17 protein-coding genes are annotated in these 17,292 nt (G+C 63.3%); all 17 read left to right on the top strand.

Annotated features, from left to right (window positions below):
- The first annotated feature begins 8 nt into the window (after positions 1-8).
- On the top strand, positions 9-1,094 hold the full coding sequence (mraY, locus tag C8N32_RS12390; protein WP_107893306.1) for a phospho-N-acetylmuramoyl-pentapeptide-transferase: 1,086 nt from the start codon (positions 9-11) through the stop codon (positions 1,092-1,094).
- 17 nt (positions 1,095-1,111) lie between these two features.
- Positions 1,112-1,435 (top strand): hypothetical protein, encoded by a 324-nt coding sequence (locus C8N32_RS12385; protein WP_107893305.1) that lies wholly within the window; start codon positions 1,112-1,114, stop codon positions 1,433-1,435.
- 98 nt (positions 1,436-1,533) lie between these two features.
- Complete coding sequence (gene murD, locus C8N32_RS12380) at positions 1,534-2,937, top strand: UDP-N-acetylmuramoyl-L-alanine--D-glutamate ligase (protein WP_107893304.1); 1,404 nt, start codon at positions 1,534-1,536, stop codon at positions 2,935-2,937.
- Positions 2,938-3,022: 85 nt separating this feature from the next.
- Positions 3,023-4,192 carry a putative lipid II flippase FtsW gene (gene ftsW / locus C8N32_RS12375; RefSeq protein WP_107893303.1) on the top strand — a complete coding sequence of 390 codons (1,170 nt, stop codon included), beginning with the start codon at positions 3,023-3,025 and terminating at the stop codon, positions 4,190-4,192.
- Complete coding sequence (locus tag C8N32_RS12370; RefSeq protein ID WP_107893302.1) at positions 4,189-5,289, top strand: UDP-N-acetylglucosamine--N-acetylmuramyl-(pentapeptide) pyrophosphoryl-undecaprenol N-acetylglucosamine transferase; 1,101 nt, start codon at positions 4,189-4,191, stop codon at positions 5,287-5,289. Before ftsW ends, C8N32_RS12370 begins: the two co-directional genes overlap by 4 nt.
- A complete protein-coding gene (murC, locus tag C8N32_RS12365) occupies positions 5,286-6,710 on the top strand; it encodes a UDP-N-acetylmuramate--L-alanine ligase (protein WP_107893301.1) in 1,425 nt (474 codons plus the stop codon). Before C8N32_RS12370 ends, murC begins: the two co-directional genes overlap by 4 nt.
- On the top strand, positions 6,707-6,967 hold the full coding sequence (locus C8N32_RS12360; protein ID WP_107893300.1) for a DUF2484 family protein: 261 nt from the start codon (positions 6,707-6,709) through the stop codon (positions 6,965-6,967). Before murC ends, C8N32_RS12360 begins: the two co-directional genes overlap by 4 nt.
- Positions 6,964-7,239 carry a hypothetical protein gene (locus C8N32_RS12355; protein ID WP_107893299.1) on the top strand — a complete coding sequence of 92 codons (276 nt, stop codon included), beginning with the start codon at positions 6,964-6,966 and terminating at the stop codon, positions 7,237-7,239. Before C8N32_RS12360 ends, C8N32_RS12355 begins: the two co-directional genes overlap by 4 nt.
- Positions 7,236-8,165 carry a UDP-N-acetylmuramate dehydrogenase gene (gene murB, locus C8N32_RS12350; RefSeq protein ID WP_107893298.1) on the top strand — a complete coding sequence of 310 codons (930 nt, stop codon included), beginning with the start codon at positions 7,236-7,238 and terminating at the stop codon, positions 8,163-8,165. The genes C8N32_RS12355 and murB overlap by 4 nt, the downstream gene beginning before the upstream one ends.
- A 39-nt stretch (positions 8,166-8,204) precedes the next feature.
- A complete protein-coding gene (locus C8N32_RS12345) occupies positions 8,205-9,119 on the top strand; it encodes a D-alanine--D-alanine ligase (RefSeq protein WP_107893297.1) in 915 nt (304 codons plus the stop codon).
- A complete protein-coding gene (locus C8N32_RS12340) occupies positions 9,107-9,985 on the top strand; it encodes a cell division protein FtsQ/DivIB (protein WP_107893296.1) in 879 nt (292 codons plus the stop codon). The genes C8N32_RS12345 and C8N32_RS12340 overlap by 13 nt, the downstream gene beginning before the upstream one ends.
- The gene (gene ftsA / locus C8N32_RS12335) at positions 9,982-11,316 is read left to right on the top strand and encodes a cell division protein FtsA (protein ID WP_107893295.1); all 1,335 of its coding nucleotides are present in this window, start codon (positions 9,982-9,984) and stop codon (positions 11,314-11,316) included. Before C8N32_RS12340 ends, ftsA begins: the two co-directional genes overlap by 4 nt.
- Positions 11,317-11,484: 168 nt before the next feature.
- Entirely contained in the window at positions 11,485-13,020 is a 1,536-nt protein-coding gene (gene ftsZ, locus C8N32_RS12330) for a cell division protein FtsZ (protein WP_107893294.1), read from the top strand.
- Between the two features lie 218 nt (positions 13,021-13,238).
- Positions 13,239-14,159 carry a UDP-3-O-acyl-N-acetylglucosamine deacetylase gene (gene lpxC / locus C8N32_RS12325; protein WP_107893293.1) on the top strand — a complete coding sequence of 307 codons (921 nt, stop codon included), beginning with the start codon at positions 13,239-13,241 and terminating at the stop codon, positions 14,157-14,159.
- A 106-nt stretch (positions 14,160-14,265) separates the two neighbouring features.
- Complete coding sequence (locus C8N32_RS12320; protein ID WP_107893292.1) at positions 14,266-15,108, top strand: outer membrane protein assembly factor BamD; 843 nt, start codon at positions 14,266-14,268, stop codon at positions 15,106-15,108.
- 18 nt (positions 15,109-15,126) lie between these two features.
- Positions 15,127-16,779: a DNA repair protein RecN gene (recN, locus tag C8N32_RS12315; RefSeq protein WP_107893291.1), complete on the top strand. Its 1,653-nt coding sequence runs from the start codon at positions 15,127-15,129 to the stop codon at positions 16,777-16,779.
- A gap of 4 nt (positions 16,780-16,783) precedes the next feature.
- Positions 16,784-17,170: a hypothetical protein gene (locus C8N32_RS15015; protein ID WP_107893290.1), complete on the top strand. Its 387-nt coding sequence runs from the start codon at positions 16,784-16,786 to the stop codon at positions 17,168-17,170.
- The last annotated feature ends 122 nt before the right edge of the window (positions 17,171-17,292 follow it).

Genomic DNA, 17,292 nt, shown 5'->3' with positions numbered 1-17,292 from the left:
TTTTACAGATGCTGTATTGGCTGACCGAGTTCTCCGACGGTGGTGATGTTTTCAATCTGTTTCGCTATATCACCTTTCGTGCAGGCGCGTCCTTTTTTACGGCGCTGATTTTCGGTTTTCTGTTCGGCAGGCCTTTGATCAACCTTCTCAAGAGACGGCAGAAAAACGGACAGCCGATCCGTGAGGACGGCCCCCAGAGCCACCTTGAAACCAAGTCCGGCACTCCCACGATGGGGGGGGTTCTCATTCTGGGGGCGCTGGTCTTTGCCACGCTGTTATGGGCGCGGCTGGACAATGCCTATATCTGGATATTGCTTTTCGTGACGGTATCCTTCGGGGCGATCGGGTTTGCCGACGATTATGCGAAGGTATCGAAGAACAACACCAAGGGCGTGCCGGGGAAGGTTCGGTTCGGGTTGGGGTTGCTGATTGCCGCCGTTGCAGGGCTTCTGGCCTCTTGGGCGCATCCTCCGGATCTGAGCTTTCAACTGGCGTTCCCGGTGTTCAAGGACGCCCTCATCAATATGGGGATTTTTTTCGTGCCCTTCGCGATGTTCGTGATTGTGGGGGCTGCGAATTCCGTGAACCTGACCGATGGGCTTGATGGTCTGGCGATCATGCCTGTGATGATTGCCGCCGCCACGCTGGGCGTGATCGCTTATGCGGTGGGGCGCGTCGATTTCACCGAGTATCTTGATGTGCATTACGTGCCCGGCACCGGGGAAATTCTCATTTTCAGTGCTGCGCTGATCGGGGGTGGGCTGGGGTTCCTGTGGTACAATGCCCCACCTGCCGCGGTTTTCATGGGGGATACCGGCTCACTTGCGCTGGGGGGCGCGCTGGGGGCGATTGCCGTTGCCACCAAGCATGAAATCGTTCTGGGGATCGTTGGCGGATTGTTCGTGATCGAGGCGCTGAGCGTCATCATTCAGGTCGCATACTACAAGATGACAAAAAGGCGCGTGTTCCTTATGGCTCCGATACATCATCATTTCGAAAAGAAGGGGTGGGCCGAGCCGCAGATCGTCATTCGATTCTGGATCATTTCCCTGATCCTTGCTTTGATCGGGTTGGCCACCTTGAAAATTCGGTGATGCCGATAGGAGGACAGATGAAGACTGAGGCGACTGAAAAAAAGCAGTTTGACGGGGTGCCGCCGTATTCCGTCATGGCCTTTTTGGCCTATCTGCTGATCCTGGCGGTGCTGTTTTCGGATGAGATCGTGCCGTATTGCCAGAAGAACTTCACCCAGCCGGGCAATTGCGTCCCGATCTTTCACACGTTTTTTCCGTTGATGATCGCCGCCGTGATGGTGGCACCCGCGCTTGCGGGCGCGATGCGCTGGATGGGCGGGAACCGGACCGCATCGTTCCTGTTTGCGCTGGCGATTCTGGTGTTGCTGCCGCTGATCGTGGGGTGGCACTACCTGGTCTGACATTACGCCCGCGCAGACAGTTCAGGGGGCCGGCGCGCGCTTGACATTCCTTGCGCGTCGGTCCCCAAGCTGTGGGAAAAGTCAAGACGGGGTTACGCATGATTCCGGTTCAGGGGTATCGTGGGAAACGGGTTGCCGTTCTCGGGCTCGGACGGTCCGGGCTGTCCGCCGCAAGGGCGTTGCGCGCGGGTGGGGCGGATTCTGTTGTCTGGGATGACAACGAAGCGGCCCGGATCCGCGCGCAGGAGGCCGGCTTTACCCCCGAAGATCTGGCCCGTTCGGGTGCGATGGATGGCCTTGCCGCACTGATTGTCAGTCCGGGGATTGCACATCTCTACCCCGCCCCACACCGGGGTGTCGCCGCAGCACTGGAGGCGGGTGTGCCGGTCGACAATGATATCGGGTTGTTCTTCCGCTCTCTTGCGACGGCGGAATGGGAGAATTTCGACAAGACACCCCGGGTTGTTGCGGTGACGGGATCCAACGGGAAATCGACGACGGCGGCACTGATCCATCACGTTCTGTGCATGGCGGGGCGGGAAAGTCAGCTTGCGGGAAATATCGGTCGGGGTGTGCTGGATATCGACCCGCCCGGAGATGGGGGGGTGGTGGTGCTGGAATTGTCCAGCTACCAGACGGATCTGGCCCGCGCGCTGACACCTGATATTGCGGTTTTCACGAACCTATCTGCCGATCACCTGGACCGCCATGCCGGACCGGGGGGGTATTTTGCGGCCAAGCGCCGGCTTTTTGCCGAGGGGGGGCCGGACCGCGCCATTATCGGTGTCGATGAGCCGGAGGGGCGCTTTCTGGCCAATCAATTGTCCGAGGGAAGCGGAGACGACCGGGTGATCCGGGTGGCTTCGGGGCATGTGCAGGATCGGTCCGGGTGGCTGATCCTGGCGCGCAAGGGGTTTTTGAGCGAGTGGCGCAAGGGGCGCCAGGTGGCTTCGGTCGACTTGCGCGATATCGCGGGGCTGCCCGGCGTCCACAACCATCAGAACGCCTGTGCGGCCTATGCCGCCGCGCGCTGTTTAGGGATTTCCCCCAAGGTGATCGGACAGGCATTCCACGACTTTGCCGGACTGCCGCATCGCAGCCAGCCGGTGGGGGAAAAGAATGGCGTCCGGTTCATCAACGACTCCAAGGCCACCAATGCTGCCAGCGCGGCCAAGGCGCTGTCCGCTTTTCGCAACATCCGCTGGATTTGCGGCGGGCTGGAGAAAGAAGGCGGCCTGGACCCGGTGGTGCCGTATCTGGGGAACGTGGCCAAGGCCTATGTGATCGGTCGTGAGGCCGCGGGTTTTGCGCTGCATCTGGCCGCGATCCCCCATGAGGTCTGTACGACGATGACCGTTGCCGTCGACCGGGCGGTGGCCGAGGCCTGCCCCGGTGACGTGGTGCTTCTGGCCCCAGCGGCGGCGAGCTTCGACCAGTATGACAATTTCGAGGTTCGCGGTATGGACTTCATCGCCGAGGTGGGCAGGCACGTGAACGCTTAGGCACTGGTTTTGCGACCTGTTCCACGCTAAACTGTCCCCAGACCCGGAAAACGGGCGAAGCAGAGGCAGCGCAAGGCAGTTAACCATGACGGAAATGGTCTATGGCTCCGTACCCATCCGGGCGGGGGAGCCGATACTCCCACGGTGGTGGCGCACGGTCGACAAGCTCAGTCTGGTTTGTATTCTGCTGTTGTGCTGCATCGGCTTGTTGCTGGGCATGGCGGCCTCTCCGCCGCTGGCGCGCGACAACGGGTTCGCCCCTTTCCATTACGTTGAACGGCAGGCGCTGTTTGGAGGCGCGGCACTGGTGGCGATGTTTGTGACCTCGATGATGTCGCCGACGCTGATCCGGCGACTGGGCGTGATCGGGTTTTTCGCAGCCTTTGTTGCCCTGGCGTTGTTGCCGGTGCTTGGAACGGATTTCGGCAAGGGTGCCGTGCGCTGGTACAGCCTTGGCTTTGCCAGCGTACAGCCGTCGGAGTTTCTCAAGCCTGCATTCGTCATCCTGACCGCATGGTTCATGGCCGCCGCACAAGAGCCGAACGGCCCGCCGGGGCGATTGATCTCGCTTGGCGTGGCGGTCGTGATCGTCGGGTTTCTGGCGCTGCAACCCGATTTCGGGCAGGCGGCGCTGGTGCTGTTCACCTGGGGGGTAATCTACTTCGTGGCGGGGGCGCCGATCCTTCTGCTGCTGGGGCTGGCGGGGGCGACGGTTTTTGCCGGAACCGTGGCTTACAGCAATTCCGAGCATTTTGCCCGAAGGATTGACGGGTTCTTGTCCCCCGAACTGGACCCGCGCACGCAGCTTGGCTTTGCCGCCAACGCGATCCGTGAGGGGGGGTTTTTCGGCACCGGCGTGGGGGAAGGGCAGGTCAAGCTGTCCTTGCCCGATGCCCATACGGACTTCATCATCGCCGTCGCGGCCGAGGAATACGGGCTGGTCCTGGTGCTGACGATTCTGGCGCTTTATGCGATCATTGTAATCCGGTCGCTTTTCCGCTTGATGCGGGAACGCGATACCTTTACCCGGCTGGCAGGCGCGGGGCTGGCCTGTATCTTCGGGATTCAGGCCTTCATCAATATGGGCGTAGCGGTCCGGCTGTTGCCCGCCAAGGGGATGACTTTGCCTTTCGTCAGCTATGGCGGTTCGTCGCTGATCGCAGGGGGAATCACCGTTGGCGCGCTTCTGGCTCTGACGCGGGTCCGTCCGCAAGGCGAAATCGGGGATATCCTGCGCAGAAAGGGGTGGGGATGAGCCAATCCGACCTTCTGGTCATCGCTGCGGGCGGCACAGGCGGTCATATGTTCCCTGCCCAGGCGTTGGCCGAGGAAATGCTTGAACGCGGCTGGCGTGTCGTGCTGTCGACCGATGTTCGGGGCGCCCGTTATGCAGGGGGCTTTCCGGATGAGGTTGAGATCCGCCGGGTTCCTGCCGCCAGTTTCGCCCGCGGCGGAAGGCTGGCCAAGGGTGTCGTGCCGTTTCGTCTGGCGGCCGGTGTGACCTCCGCCATCGCGCAAATGGGCCGGGACCGCCCGGCGGCGGTGGCCGGGTTTGGGGGTTACCCGTCCTTTCCCGCGCTTGCCGCAGCTCGCATCCTGGGCATTCCGGCGATGATTCACGAACAGAACGGCGTATTGGGCAAGGTGAACAGGCTGTTTGCCCGGCGTGTTTCCGCCGTTGCCTGCGGGACATGGCCGACGGACCTGCCCACTGGCGTGGAGGGTGTTCATGTCGGCAATCCGGTACGCGCGGCTGTGCTGGGCAGGGCGGGTGCGCCCTACATTCCGCCCGGCGACTATCCGATGAGTTTGCTGGTCATCGGTGGCAGCCAGGGTGCGCGCATCCTGTCCGACACCGCTCCGAAGGCGATTGCGCTTCTGCCCGACCCGCTGCGTCGCAACCTGCGGGTTGCCCATCAGGCCAGACCAGAGGATGAGGCGCGCGTTGCCGAGGCTTATGCCCGCGCCGGTGTCGATGCCGAGGTCCGGCCCTTTTTCGACGATGTCCCGGCCCGGCTGGCTGAGGCGCAGCTGGTGGTTTCGCGTTCCGGCGCGTCTTCGGTTGCAGATATCTCCGTGGTGGGGCGTCCGGCGATCCTGATTCCCTTTGCGGCGGCCACCGGAGATCACCAGACGGCGAATGCGCGCGGGCTGGTCAAGGCCGGCGCGGCGGTGCTGATCCCCGAGTCGAGGCTTGATTCCGCAACGCTCTCACAGCAGATAAACGCTATTCTGTCGCAGCCGGGGGCGGCGACTCAAATGGCCCATGCCGCGCTGGCCCAGGGCCGGCCGGAGGCGGCCCAGCGGCTTGCCGGGCTTGTCGAGGCTTTATCAGGTAAGGTCCGAGTATGAACGCCGCCACCAAACTTCCCACCGATGTCGGACCCATTCATTTCATCGGGATCGGTGGAATCGGTATGTCCGGTATTGCCGAGGTGCTTCTCAACCTTGGCTACTGCGTTCAGGGATCGGACCTGAAGGCGAGCAAGATTACCGCGCGGTTGAGCCGCCTGGGCGCGACAGTGTTCGAGGGGCAGCGCGCGGAAAACCTGGACGGCGCGGCGGTGGTGGTGATTTCTTCGGCCATCAAGCCCGGCAATCCGGAGCTGGACGCCGCGCGGCGGCGGGGGATGCCGGTGGTGCGCCGGGCGGAGATGCTGGCCGAACTGATGCGCCTGAAGTCCAACATCGCGGTCGGGGGAACGCATGGCAAGACGACGACCACGACCATGGTCGCCACGTTGCTGGATGCGGGCGGGTTCGATGCGACGGTCATCAATGGCGGAATCATTCACGCCTACGGTTCCAACGCGCGCATGGGTGCCGGGGAGTGGATGGTCGTCGAGGCCGATGAAAGCGACGGAACCTTTACCCGCCTTCCGGCGACGATTGCCATCGTCACCAATATCGATCCCGAACACATGGAACATTGGGGGGATTTCGAGTCGCTCCGCCAGGGGTTCTACGACTTCGTGTCCAACATTCCCTTCTACGGTCTGGCGGTGTGTTGTACCGACCATCACGAGGTACAGGCGCTGGTCGGCAAGCTGACGGACCGGCGTGTGGCGACTTTCGGGTTCAATGCGCAGGCGGATGTGCGGGCCATCAACCTGCGTTATGAAGGTGGCGCGGCACATTTCGACATCGCGTTGCAGGCCGAGGGCCGGGTGATCGAAGGCTGCACTCTGCCGATGCCGGGGGACCACAACGTGTCGAATGCGCTGTCGGCGGTGGCCGTGGCACGGCACCTGGGCATGAAAGCGGAAGAAATCCGCGCCGCTCTGGCCGGGTTCGGCGGAGTGAACCGGCGTTTCACCCGCGTGGGGGAGGTTGGCGGTGTGACCGTGATCGACGATTATGGCCATCATCCGGTGGAGATTGCCGCGGTGTTGAAGGCGGCCCGGCAGGCCACGCAGGGGCGGGTCATCGCCGTTCACCAGCCGCACCGCTACAGCCGCCTGTCGGCGCTGTTCGAAGATTTTTGTTCATGTTTCAACGATGCCGATGTCGTTGGAATTGCAGAAGTTTATGCCGCTGGCGAAGACCCGGTGGAGGGGGCCAGCCGGGACGACCTGGTCGCCGGGCTTATCCGCCACGGTCACCGTCACGCCCGCGCCCTGTTGTGCGAAGACGACCTGGAGCGGCTGGTCCGTGAGCAAGCCGGGCCGGGGGACATGGTTGTCTGTCTCGGTGCGGGGACGATAAGCGCGTGGGCGAACAACCTGCCCGCCCGGCTGGCCGGAACGGCGAAGGCCGCCGGAGGTGTGGCATGAACCTGACACTCGGTCTTGCCATCCTGTGGGGCCTGGTCGCCTTGGGTGTCGGCGTGATGCCGGAACATTTTCAGGCGCCGCTGGCCTTCGGGTTGGTGGTAGTGGGGGTTCCGCTGATCGGTTTGCTGACTTACCAGATGGGGCCTGTCTGGGGGCTGGCCGTCCTGATTGGCGGCGTGGCGGTCCTGCGGCTTCCAAAGCGCGATTTCATCGCGTGGATACGCCAGCACGGGCCGGGGGCCGGACGTTCGCGATGACGGGGTCGGCGATCTTGCTGGCCTATGCAAGCTGGGCTGTGGCCCCGGTCGTGGCCTATGCGGTGCTTTGCCATGGTCTGCGCGGTGCCTGGAGAGGGTTTTTGGGATTGTTCGGCGTGTATTCTCTGGCAGTTGGCGCGATCGCTTTGTCCTTGCCGGCCAAGGGGCCCGCCGTGGTTCTTCGCCATGATGTGATTTTTCCCTGGATGGGTGCGGCGGCTCTCTCGGCGGGGCTCTATGCGCTGGGGGCGATGGCGGGGAGGCGCGAATGACGCTTCCGCAGGTGCGTGGCAGCCTGGTTCCCGGCCGGGCGCTGTCAGACCTGACCTGGCTGCGGGTGGGCGGACCGGCGGAATGGCTGTTTCAGCCGGAGGATTCCCAGGACCTGGCCTCCTTTCTGGCGGCGCTGGACCCGGCCGTGCCGGTTTTCCCGATCGGGGTCGGATCGAACCTGATCGTGCGCGATGGCGGGATACGCGGGGCCGTGATCCGGCTTGGCCGCGGGTTCAACGGGATTCGCGTGGACGGGTTTCATGTGCACGCCGGGGCTGCGGCGCTGGATACGCATGTGGCGCGACGTGCGGCGGCGGCAGGGGTCGATTTGACATTTCTGCGGACCATTCCCGGTGCGATCGGTGGAGCGATCCGGATGAATGCAGGCTGTTACGGCAGTTACATCGCGGATGTGTTTGTCGAGGCGCAAGTCATCACCCGAGAGGGGCGGCAGGTGACGCTGCGCGCGGAAGATCTCAATTTTGGATACCGTCTGAGCGATCTGCCCGAAGGCTGGGTGCTGACGGAGGCCGTGTTGCAGGGCAAACCGGGGCGGCCGGAGGATCTGGAGGCCCGCATGGCCGATCAGATCGCCCGCCGCGATGCCAGCCAGCCCACCGGGGAACGTAGTGCGGGGTCGACGTTCCGCAACCCTTCGGGGGCGTCTTCGACCGGGCGGGCGGATGATGTGCATGACCTCAAGGCGTGGCGCCTGATCGAGCGTGCGGGACTGCGAGGGGCGCGTCTGGGGGGTGCCCAGATGTCTGAAAAGCATGCGAATTTCCTGATCAATACCGGTTGCGCGACCGCCGCGGATCTCGAGGGGTTGGGCGAACTCGTCCGAAAAAGGGTTTTCCAAGACAGCGGAATCCAGCTAGAGTGGGAGATCATGAGGGTGGGCCAATCCGCCCCGGACAACGAATAACACTATCGCGAAAAGCGATGTGAGGCACAGGTGGCGGGCATGTCGAGCAGGGCATCCCCCAAGGTTGCGGTTCTGATGGGCGGCCTTTCCGCAGAGCGGGAGGTTTCCCTGTCATCAGGGCGCGAATGCGCTGCGGCGCTGCGGGGGCAGGGTTTTGATGTGATTGAGATCGACGCGGGGCGGGATCTGCCCGCGCGGTTGTCCAGGCTTGGTCCGGACGTGGTTTTCAACGCGCTTCACGGTCGCTGGGGGGAAGATGGCTGCGTGCAGGGGCTGCTGGAGTGGATGGGATTGCCCTACACCCATTCCGGGGTTCTGGCCTCGGCGTTGGCGATGGACAAGGAATGCACCAAGACCGCTTACCGGGCTGCCGGGCTGCCGGTGATGGAAAGCGTACTGGCCCGTGCCGATGAGGTTCGTGCGCGCCATGTGATGTCTCCGCCCTACGTGGTGAAGCCCTATAATGAGGGCTCGTCGGTCGGGGTGTATATCGTCCGTGATCCTGTCGACGGTCCGCCCGAGCTATCTGCGGATATGCCTGAAACGGTCATGGTGGAGCGTTTTGCGCCGGGCCGGGAACTGACCACCACTATTGTGGGAGACCGGGCGCTGACCGTGACGGATATCCTGACCGATGGCTGGTACGATTACGATGCCAAGTACAAGGCGGGAGGATCGCGCCATATTCTGCCTGCGGACCTGCCGGCGGAGGTGTTCGAGGCCTGTCTTGACTATGCTCTGCGTGCCCATCGCGCGCTGGGGTGCCGGGGGGTAAGCCGCACCGATTTCCGCTGGGATGCGACGCGGGGGCTTGCGGGGCTGATCCTGCTGGAGACAAACACCCAGCCGGGCATGACGCCCACCTCCCTTTCACCGGAACAGGCGGTGTCTTGCGGCATGTCTTTCGGACAGTTGTGCCGCTGGATGGTGGAGGATGCGTCGTGCAACCGCTGAAACGCAAGCATGCGCCGGGGGCGCCGTCACGCTGGGCCTATCGGGCGGAACGGCTGTGGCTGACGCCGGTCGTGCGCAACGGTCTGCGCTTTGGGGTGCCCGTGCTGGTACTGGGGGGGCTGGCGGCGTTTTACCTTGGCGACCCGGCGAACCGCGCGGTGTTGTTGAATGCGGGGCTCGAGTTGCGCCGTTCGATCGTGGAACGGCCCGAGTTCATGGTGAGTTCGGTTTCCATTGTCGGGGCGTCCCCCGAGGTGGCCGAGGATATCGGCGATGTGATGGGGCTGGATTTTCCCGTCTCCTCTTTCGATCTTGATCTGGATCCGGTGCGGCAGGCCGTTACCGGGCTGGATGCCATTGCACGTGCGGATTTGTTCATCCGTCCCGGCGGAGTTCTGGAAGTCCGTGTCGTGGAGCGTACCCCGCGCATCCTGTGGCGGAGCGAAAACGGCCTGGAGCTTCTGGACCGTGAAGGCCACCGGGTCGGGGCTGTGACCCGCCGGGGCGCACGGGCCGATCTGCCGCTGATCGTGGGGCAGGGGGCCGAGGTCGCAGTGCCCGAGGCGCTGGCGTTGCTGGCGGCGGCCCGTCCCGTCGAGGCGCGGTTGCGCGGGCTGGTGCGTATGGGGGAGCGGCGCTGGGATGTCGTTCTTGACCGCGGGCAGCGTATTCTGCTGCCCGAGGAGGGGGCGCTTGCGGCGCTGGAGCGTGTGATGGCGCTGGACCAGGCGGAGGACTTGTTGTCCCGGGACGTGGTCGCCGTCGATCTCAGGATACCCGCGCGGCCGACCCTGCGAATGGGGCCGAACGCGCAAAAGATATTTCAGGAAATCAAAGCTATGGAATTGGGGGCGACAAGCGGATGAGCAATCTGTACCAGTCTCAGCGTGCAATGCGCCGGATGCGCAAACAGGCGATGGACAGGGGCGTTGTCGCGATCCTGGATGTCGGGACGTCCAAACTGGCCTGTCTTGTCCTGCGCTTTGACGGCAGCGACAGGCTGCGCGATTCCGAGGGCGTCGGCCCGCTGGCCGGGCAGTCGAGCTTTCGGGTGATCGGGGCGGCGGCGCTACGGTCGCGGGGGGTGCGGTTTGGCGAGATCACCGCGATGCAGGAGACCGAGCGTGCGATCCGCACTGTCGTGCAGCGCGCGCAGAAGATGGCGCGCCAGCGCGTGGACCACGTGATCGCCTGTTTTGCGGGGGCGCGTCCGCGCTCATACGGGCTGGAAGGCGGTGTGGATCTTTCCGGCCATGTGGTCAAGGAGGAGGATGTCGCCTCTGCGCTGGCCTCTTGTGAAATGCCCGATATCGGGCCGGGCCGGGAAGTCTTGCATGCCCAGCCGGTCAATTTCGCGCTGGATCACCGTACCGGGCTGAGCGACCCGCGTGGCCAGATCGGCAAGCGGCTGTCGGTGGACATGCATCTGCTGACCGTCGAGGGCAGTGTGATCGAGAACCTGATATATTGTATCAAGCGTTGCGATCTCGAATTGGCGGGGATTGCGAATTCGGCCTATGTGTCGGGCGTTTCCAGCCTTGTCGAAGACGAACAGGAACTGGGGGCGGCCTGTATCGACATGGGAGGCGGAACCACCGGCGTTTCGGTTTTCATCAAAAAGCACATGATTTATGCCGACAGTGTGCGCATGGGCGGGCGGCATGTGACCTCCGACATCTGCCAGTGCCTGCAGGTGCCCTTCGATACGGCGGAGCGGATCAAGACGTTCAACGGGGGCCTCGTCGCCACCGGCATGGACGACCGGGAGATGATCGCGATCGGCGGGGAGACCGGAGATTACGAACATGACCGCCGCACCGTCAGCCGGGCGGAACTGATCGGTATCATGCGCCCGCGGGTGGAAGAGATTCTCGAGGATGTGCGCGCGCGCCTTGATGCTGCGGGGTTCGAATACCTGCCGGGCCGCAAGATCGTGCTGACCGGGGGGGGCAGCCTCATTCCGGGACTGGATGCGGTGGCCAGCCGTATTCTGGGCCAGCATGTTCGGCTGGGGCGGCCCTTGCGGGTTCAGGGATTGCCGCAATCGGCAACGGGGGCCGCGTTTTCCAGCGCCGTGGGGTTGTGCCTTTTCGCGGCGCACCCGCAGGACGAATGGTGGGATTTTGCCGTTCCTTCGGAACGATACCCGGCGACATCGCTTCGGCGCGCGGTGCGTTGGTTCCGGGATAACTGGTAACGCAATATAGGGTGGAGTGCGGCGGGATGTCGCCGAATGACAGCTTGCCGGTGCCATATTTCGTAGGTTTTGGCAATTTTTTCGTGACCTCCCCCCCCTGAGTCGGTAAGATTGATGGCGAGTAAGTAAAAAATCCGGCGCATACCGGGAAAACAGGCGGACCTATCCATGACTTTGAACCTCAATATGCCCGAGCAGACCGAGCTCAAGCCACGGATCACGGTATTTGGCGTCGGTGGCGCTGGTGGCAATGCTGTGAACAACATGATCGAGAAGCAGCTTGAAGGCGTCGAGTTCGTCACCGCGAATACCGATGCACAGGCGCTTCAGCAATCGCGCGCCCCGTCACGGGTGCAGATCGGCCTCAAGGTGACCGAGGGGCTGGGGGCCGGGGCACGGCCTTCCGTCGGGGCTGCTGCGGCCGAAGAAAGCATCGAGGAAATCGTCGATCACCTTGCGGGATCGCACATGTGCTTCATCACCGCCGGGATGGGGGGCGGAACCGGGACCGGGGCCGCTCCGATCATCGCCCAGGCTGCACGGGAGCTTGGCGTTCTGACTGTTGGGGTGGTGACAAAACCCTTCCAGTTCGAAGGGGCAAAACGAATGCGGCAGGCCGAGGAAGGTGTCGAGGCGCTGCAGAAGGTCGTGGATACCCTGATTATCATTCCCAATCAGAACCTGTTCCGGCTGGCGAATGAGAAGACGACGTTTACCGAGGCCTTCCTGATGGCGGACGACGTTCTTTATCAGGGGGTCAAGGGCGTCACCGACCTGATGGTGCGGCCGGGGCTGATCAACCTCGACTTTGCCGACGTTCGTGCGGTGATGGACGAAATGGGCAAGGCCATGATGGGCACGGGCGAGGGCGAGGGCGAGAGCCGTGCCGTGATGGCCGCCGAGAAGGCGATCGCCAACCCTCTTCTGGACGAGATCAGCCTCAAGGGCGCCAAGGGCGTTCTGATCAACATCACCGGAGGCTACGATCTGACCTTGTTCGAACTGGACGAGGCCGCGAACCGCATCCGCGAAGAGGTCGACCCGGACGCCAACATCATCGTCGGGTCGACGCTCGATCCGGAGATGGATGGAAAGATGCGCGTTTCCGTCGTGGCAACGGGCATCGACGCCAGCACCGATATGCAGGAAACCCCTGTGCCGCGCCGCCGCCTGGCAGAGCCGCTGAGGCCCGCGGAAACCGTGGCCGAAAGCGTGACGGAGGACCCAGAACTGGTGGGTGAGGAACCCGCGTTCCGGCCCGAACCGGAGGAGCCGAGCTTTTTCCCGGAACTCGAGAGCGAGCCGGCGGCCGCCTTCGTGGAGCCGGCGGTGCAGGCGCAGGACGACGATCTGCCGCCACCGGCCTATCGGCCGGAGCCGCAGGAGGCCGTACGCGCGCCCGGCACGCCCTCTCCGGAGGCGCTTGCACGGTTGCAGAAGGCGGTCAGCAAGGTCCCCAACCCCGGCACTTACAACACGCCGCAGGCCGTCCCCGATTTGCCTGAGAAAGCGGCGGACCGCCCACGTTTCGGCATCGGATCCCTGATCAACCGGATGGCCGGGCATGGGCACGAAACCCATGATCGCAACAGCCAGGCGATGCGCCGTCAGCCGCCGGTTTACGGCTTCGATGACGAAGAGGAGCCGGAGGCCGAAGACGAGCGTATCGAAATTCCGGCATTCCTGCGTCGTCAGGCCAACTAGGCGAACACGACTCCAGAGTGGAAGGGGCCGTTTTCGCGGCCTCTTTTTCATTTTTAAACAGAGTCTTACGAGGGGTTTTGCCGGGTTTGGCGGAAACCCGCCGCCCCGGCCGCCGGGATGTTTCACGATGTTGCAAAGATTGAGTTGAGGGAACGTGGTGCGACAATTAAGTCAGGGTCAGCGGGTCACAGAAGCCCGACCGGATAACAGGTGTTGCATTGCAGACGACGGTTAAATCTTCGATCGAATTCAAGGGTGTCGGGCTTCACTCCGGGCGCCCTGTACGCATGGTGATCCGGCCTGCGTCGGCGGAATACGGGATCTGGTTCCGTCGCACGGATCTGGCCGGGCAGGGGGGCATGATCCCTGCGCGCTGGAGTTCTGTCGAGCCGTCACGCCTGTGCACCCTGCTGCGTAACGATTCCGGGGCCAGCGTTTCGACCGTGGAACATGTGATGGCGGCGCTGGCGGGGTGCGGGGTGAACAACGCGCTGATCGATCTCGATGGCCCCGAAGTGCCGATCATGGATGGCAGCGCCGCCCCCTTTGTGCGCGCGGTCCTTACCCGTGGGCTCCAGCCGTTGGCTGCCCCTGTAAGGGTGCTGCGCATTCTGGAGCCGGTCGAAGTTTGCGAAGGGGCCGCCCGCGCGCGCCTGGTGCCTGCGGAAGGGTTCGAGATCGACTTTCAGATCGATTTCGAAGACGCCGCCATCGGGCGCCAGCATCGTTTCCTCAACATGGCCAATGGCGCTTTCGTGCGGGAACTGTGTGACAGCCGGACGTTCTGCCGGCAGCGGGACGTGGACATGATGCGCGAGAATGGGCTGGCCCTTGGCGGAAGTCTGACCAACGCTGTCGTGGTGGAAGGTGCCGCGGTGCTCAGCCCCGGGGGGTTGCGCCATGCCGATGAGCCCGTTCGCCACAAGATGTTGGATGCGCTGGGCGATCTGGCGCTGGCCGGGGCGCCGATTCTCGGTCGCTACGAAGGGGAGCGGGCAGGCCATGCGCTGACGAACAAATTGTTGCGAACCCTGTTTGCAAGCCCCAACGCTTACCGGTTGGAAACCTGTAGCGGCGCCCTTGGGGCGCGGCTCCCGGGGGCGGGGGTTTGCCCGGCGGACTTTCCGGCTGCTGCGTAACCGGGAAATTCCCGTCCAAAGACGTTTTGCCCCAGATATTTCTGTGCTAGAGGACAAAACAACCCGGCCCCAGCCGGGATGTTTTGGCGATAAGATAGGTCTTTCGATGACGGGACGCAGCGGGCGATTGGTGCAATTGGCTTTTTCGACGCTGGTTCTTGCAACCGCCTGCAGCCCGATTGGCAGTCGGCGTGAACCCGCGTTGGAAAGCTATACCGCTCAGCAGATTTATACCCAGGCGGAGCGGGAACTCGAGGTTGAGGATGACGCAGAGGAAGCCGCCCGGCTTTTTGGAGAGGTGGAGCGGTTGTACCCCTATTCCGACTGGGCCCGGCGCGCGCTGATCATGCAGGCCTTCGCCTATCACAAGGAGCGGGATTACGAGAACAGCCGCATTGCCGCGCAGCGCTACATTGATTTTTACCCAGCCGATGAGGACGCGGCTTATGCCCAGTATCTGCTGGCACTCAGCTATTACGACCAGATCGACCTTGTCGGGCGTGATCAGGGGCTGACCTTTCAGGCGCTTCAGGCCCTTCGGACCGTGATCGAACGTTATCCTGAAAGCGAATACGCGAAGTCGGCAATCCTGAAATTCGATCTTGCCTTCGATCACCTTGCCGCAAAGGAGATGGAGATCGGGCGCTACTATCTCAAGCGCGGCCATCACACTGCTGCCATCAATCGGTTCAGGGTCGTGGTTGAAGACTTCCAGACCACCACGCATACCGCTGAGGCGCTATACCGCCTTGTCGAAGCGTATCTGGCGCTGGGGCTGGATGAGGAAGCCCAGACAGCCGGAGCGATTTTGGGTTTCAACTTCCAGTCGACCGACTGGTATCAGGATGCCTTCAACCTGTTAAAAGGACGGGGACTGGCCCCCGAGGCGCGCGGCACGAGCTGGCTGCGCACCGTATATCGTCAGATGATCAAGGGCCAATGGCTCTGACAGACGCGGAGAGCGCGCATGCTGCGCAGTCTCGAAATCCGGGACATGCTTATCATCGACCGGCTGGATCTTGCCTTCCAGCCGGGCCTGAATGTCCTGACCGGAGAAACCGGGGCGGGGAAGTCGATACTTCTGGATTCGCTGGGCTTCGTTCTTGGCTGGCGCGGGCGTGCTGATCTGGTGCGCACGGGCGCCGGGCAGGCTGAGGTCACGGCGGAATTCGACCTACCAGCCGGGCATGCGGCGCGGGCGGTTCTGAAAGAGGCCGGGGTCCCCGAGGGCGAGACGTTGATTCTGCGCCGTATCAATACCCGCGATGGCCGCAAGACCTCCTGGGTCAATGACCGGCGTGTCAGCGGTGAGATTTTGCGCGCACTCTCCGATACGCTGATCGAACTGCACGGGCAGCAGGACGATCGGGGGCTGTTGAATCCGCGGGGCCACCGTCAGCTTCTGGATGATTACGCTGCCTTGTCCGGCGATATCGCCCAAACGCGCGCCGCGTGGCGGGCCCGTGCCGCAGCGCAGGCCGATATGGAACGTGCGGAGGCCGCGCTTTGCGCGCTGAAGGCGGAGGAAGAATTCCTCCGCCACGCGGTTGAGGAGCTTGATAGCTTGTCTCCCGTGCCGGGTGAGGACGCGGTCCTGGACGCCCGCCGCCGTGCCATGCAGGTTGCGGATCGGGTCCGCGAAGATATCGTCCGCGCCCATGCGGCGCTTTCCGAAGGGGGCGGGGCGGAGGCGCGTATGGGCGATGCTCTGCGTTGGCTCGAAGGTACGGCGGATATTGTCGAAGGTACTCTGGACCCGGCGATCGAGGCGCTGGGGCGTGCGATGGTTGAACTGGGCGAAGCCGTACAGGGGGTGGAGGCGTGCCTCGGTGTACTGGAATTCGACCCGGCGGATCTTGAAGCGACCGAGGAGCGACTGTTTGCCCTCAGGGCGCTGGCGCGCAAGCATGGGGTGCAGCCCGACGATCTGGGGGGACTGGCGGAAGACTTGCGCCGACGCCTTTGCGCGCTGGATGGCGGTGAAGCAGACTTGGCGGCGCTGCGTATGACCCTGGACACGGCCCATGCCGCCTATGAAGCCGCTGCCCGGAGATTGACGCAAAAGCGCCACGCAGCGGCAAGGGCGCTGGACGCGGCCATGACGGGGGAGCTTGCCCCGCTGAAAATGGAACGGGCCGTGTTTACCACTCTGGTTACCTCTGCCGATCCCGGCCCCGAGGGGGGGGATACGGTAACATTTCAGGTTGCAACGAATCCGGGTGCGCCGGCCGGGCCGTTGAACAAGATCGCCTCGGGCGGGGAACTGAGCCGCTTCCTCCTGGCGCTGAAGGTTTGCCTGACGCAGCAAACATCGGGGCAGACCCTGATTTTTGATGAGATCGATCGCGGGGTGGGCGGTGCAACGGCGGATGCCGTGGGGCGTCGGCTGGCCGCGTTGGCCGGGGGTGGGCAGGTTCTGGTGGTGACCCACTCGCCGCAGGTGGCGGCGCTGGCGGCGCATCACTGGCGCGTCGAAAAGAAAGTGCGTGCGGAAACGACTCTGTCTTCCGTGACGCCATTGACCGGCGCGGACCGAATTGATGAAATTGCCCGCATGATTTCGGGAGATACGATTACGCCTCAGGCCAGGGCGGCCGCACAGGCGCTTTTGGAAGGGTAATGCGATGAAAAACGCGGTCTCCGCGGGGGTAGTCTATTTCGTTCTTGTTTTTGGTGTGGGATTCCTGCTGGGCCTTGTCCGGTTCATGATCGGCGGCCCGCTTGGAACGGTCGGTTCCGCGCAGGCGCTGGAAATTCCAATCCTTCTGGTTCTGTGCTGGGTCGCGGCGGGGTGGCTGGTGCAGAAATTCGATGTGCCCGCCAAGGTGACCCACCGCCTGGTGATGGGGAGCGTCGCCTTTGTGCTGCTGCTGATCGCGGGTCTTACCGTATCAGTCTATGGTTATGGCCAAGGAATCTTGGGGTACCTTGCTGCTTATGCAACGCTTTGGGGCGGGGTGGGGTTGGCTTTGCAATTTGCGGTGGCGTTTTTCCCGATGATCCGTGCCTAGGTGTTTGATCCCAAGGTTTGATGGCGCGATCCTTTCGCTGGAATGGAAGGAAGCCCTATGGGACAGATACGTCACGGCAGCGCCACGACCACGCACGCCATCCGAGCGGCAATACAGCGATC

The organism is Rhodovulum imhoffii (assembly GCF_003046545.1).
Classification (GTDB): Bacteria; Pseudomonadota; Alphaproteobacteria; order Rhodobacterales; family Rhodobacteraceae; genus Rhodovulum; species Rhodovulum imhoffii.
Note: the sequence above shows the minus strand (reverse complement) of the source record. Positions and strands in the feature narration are given on the sequence as shown.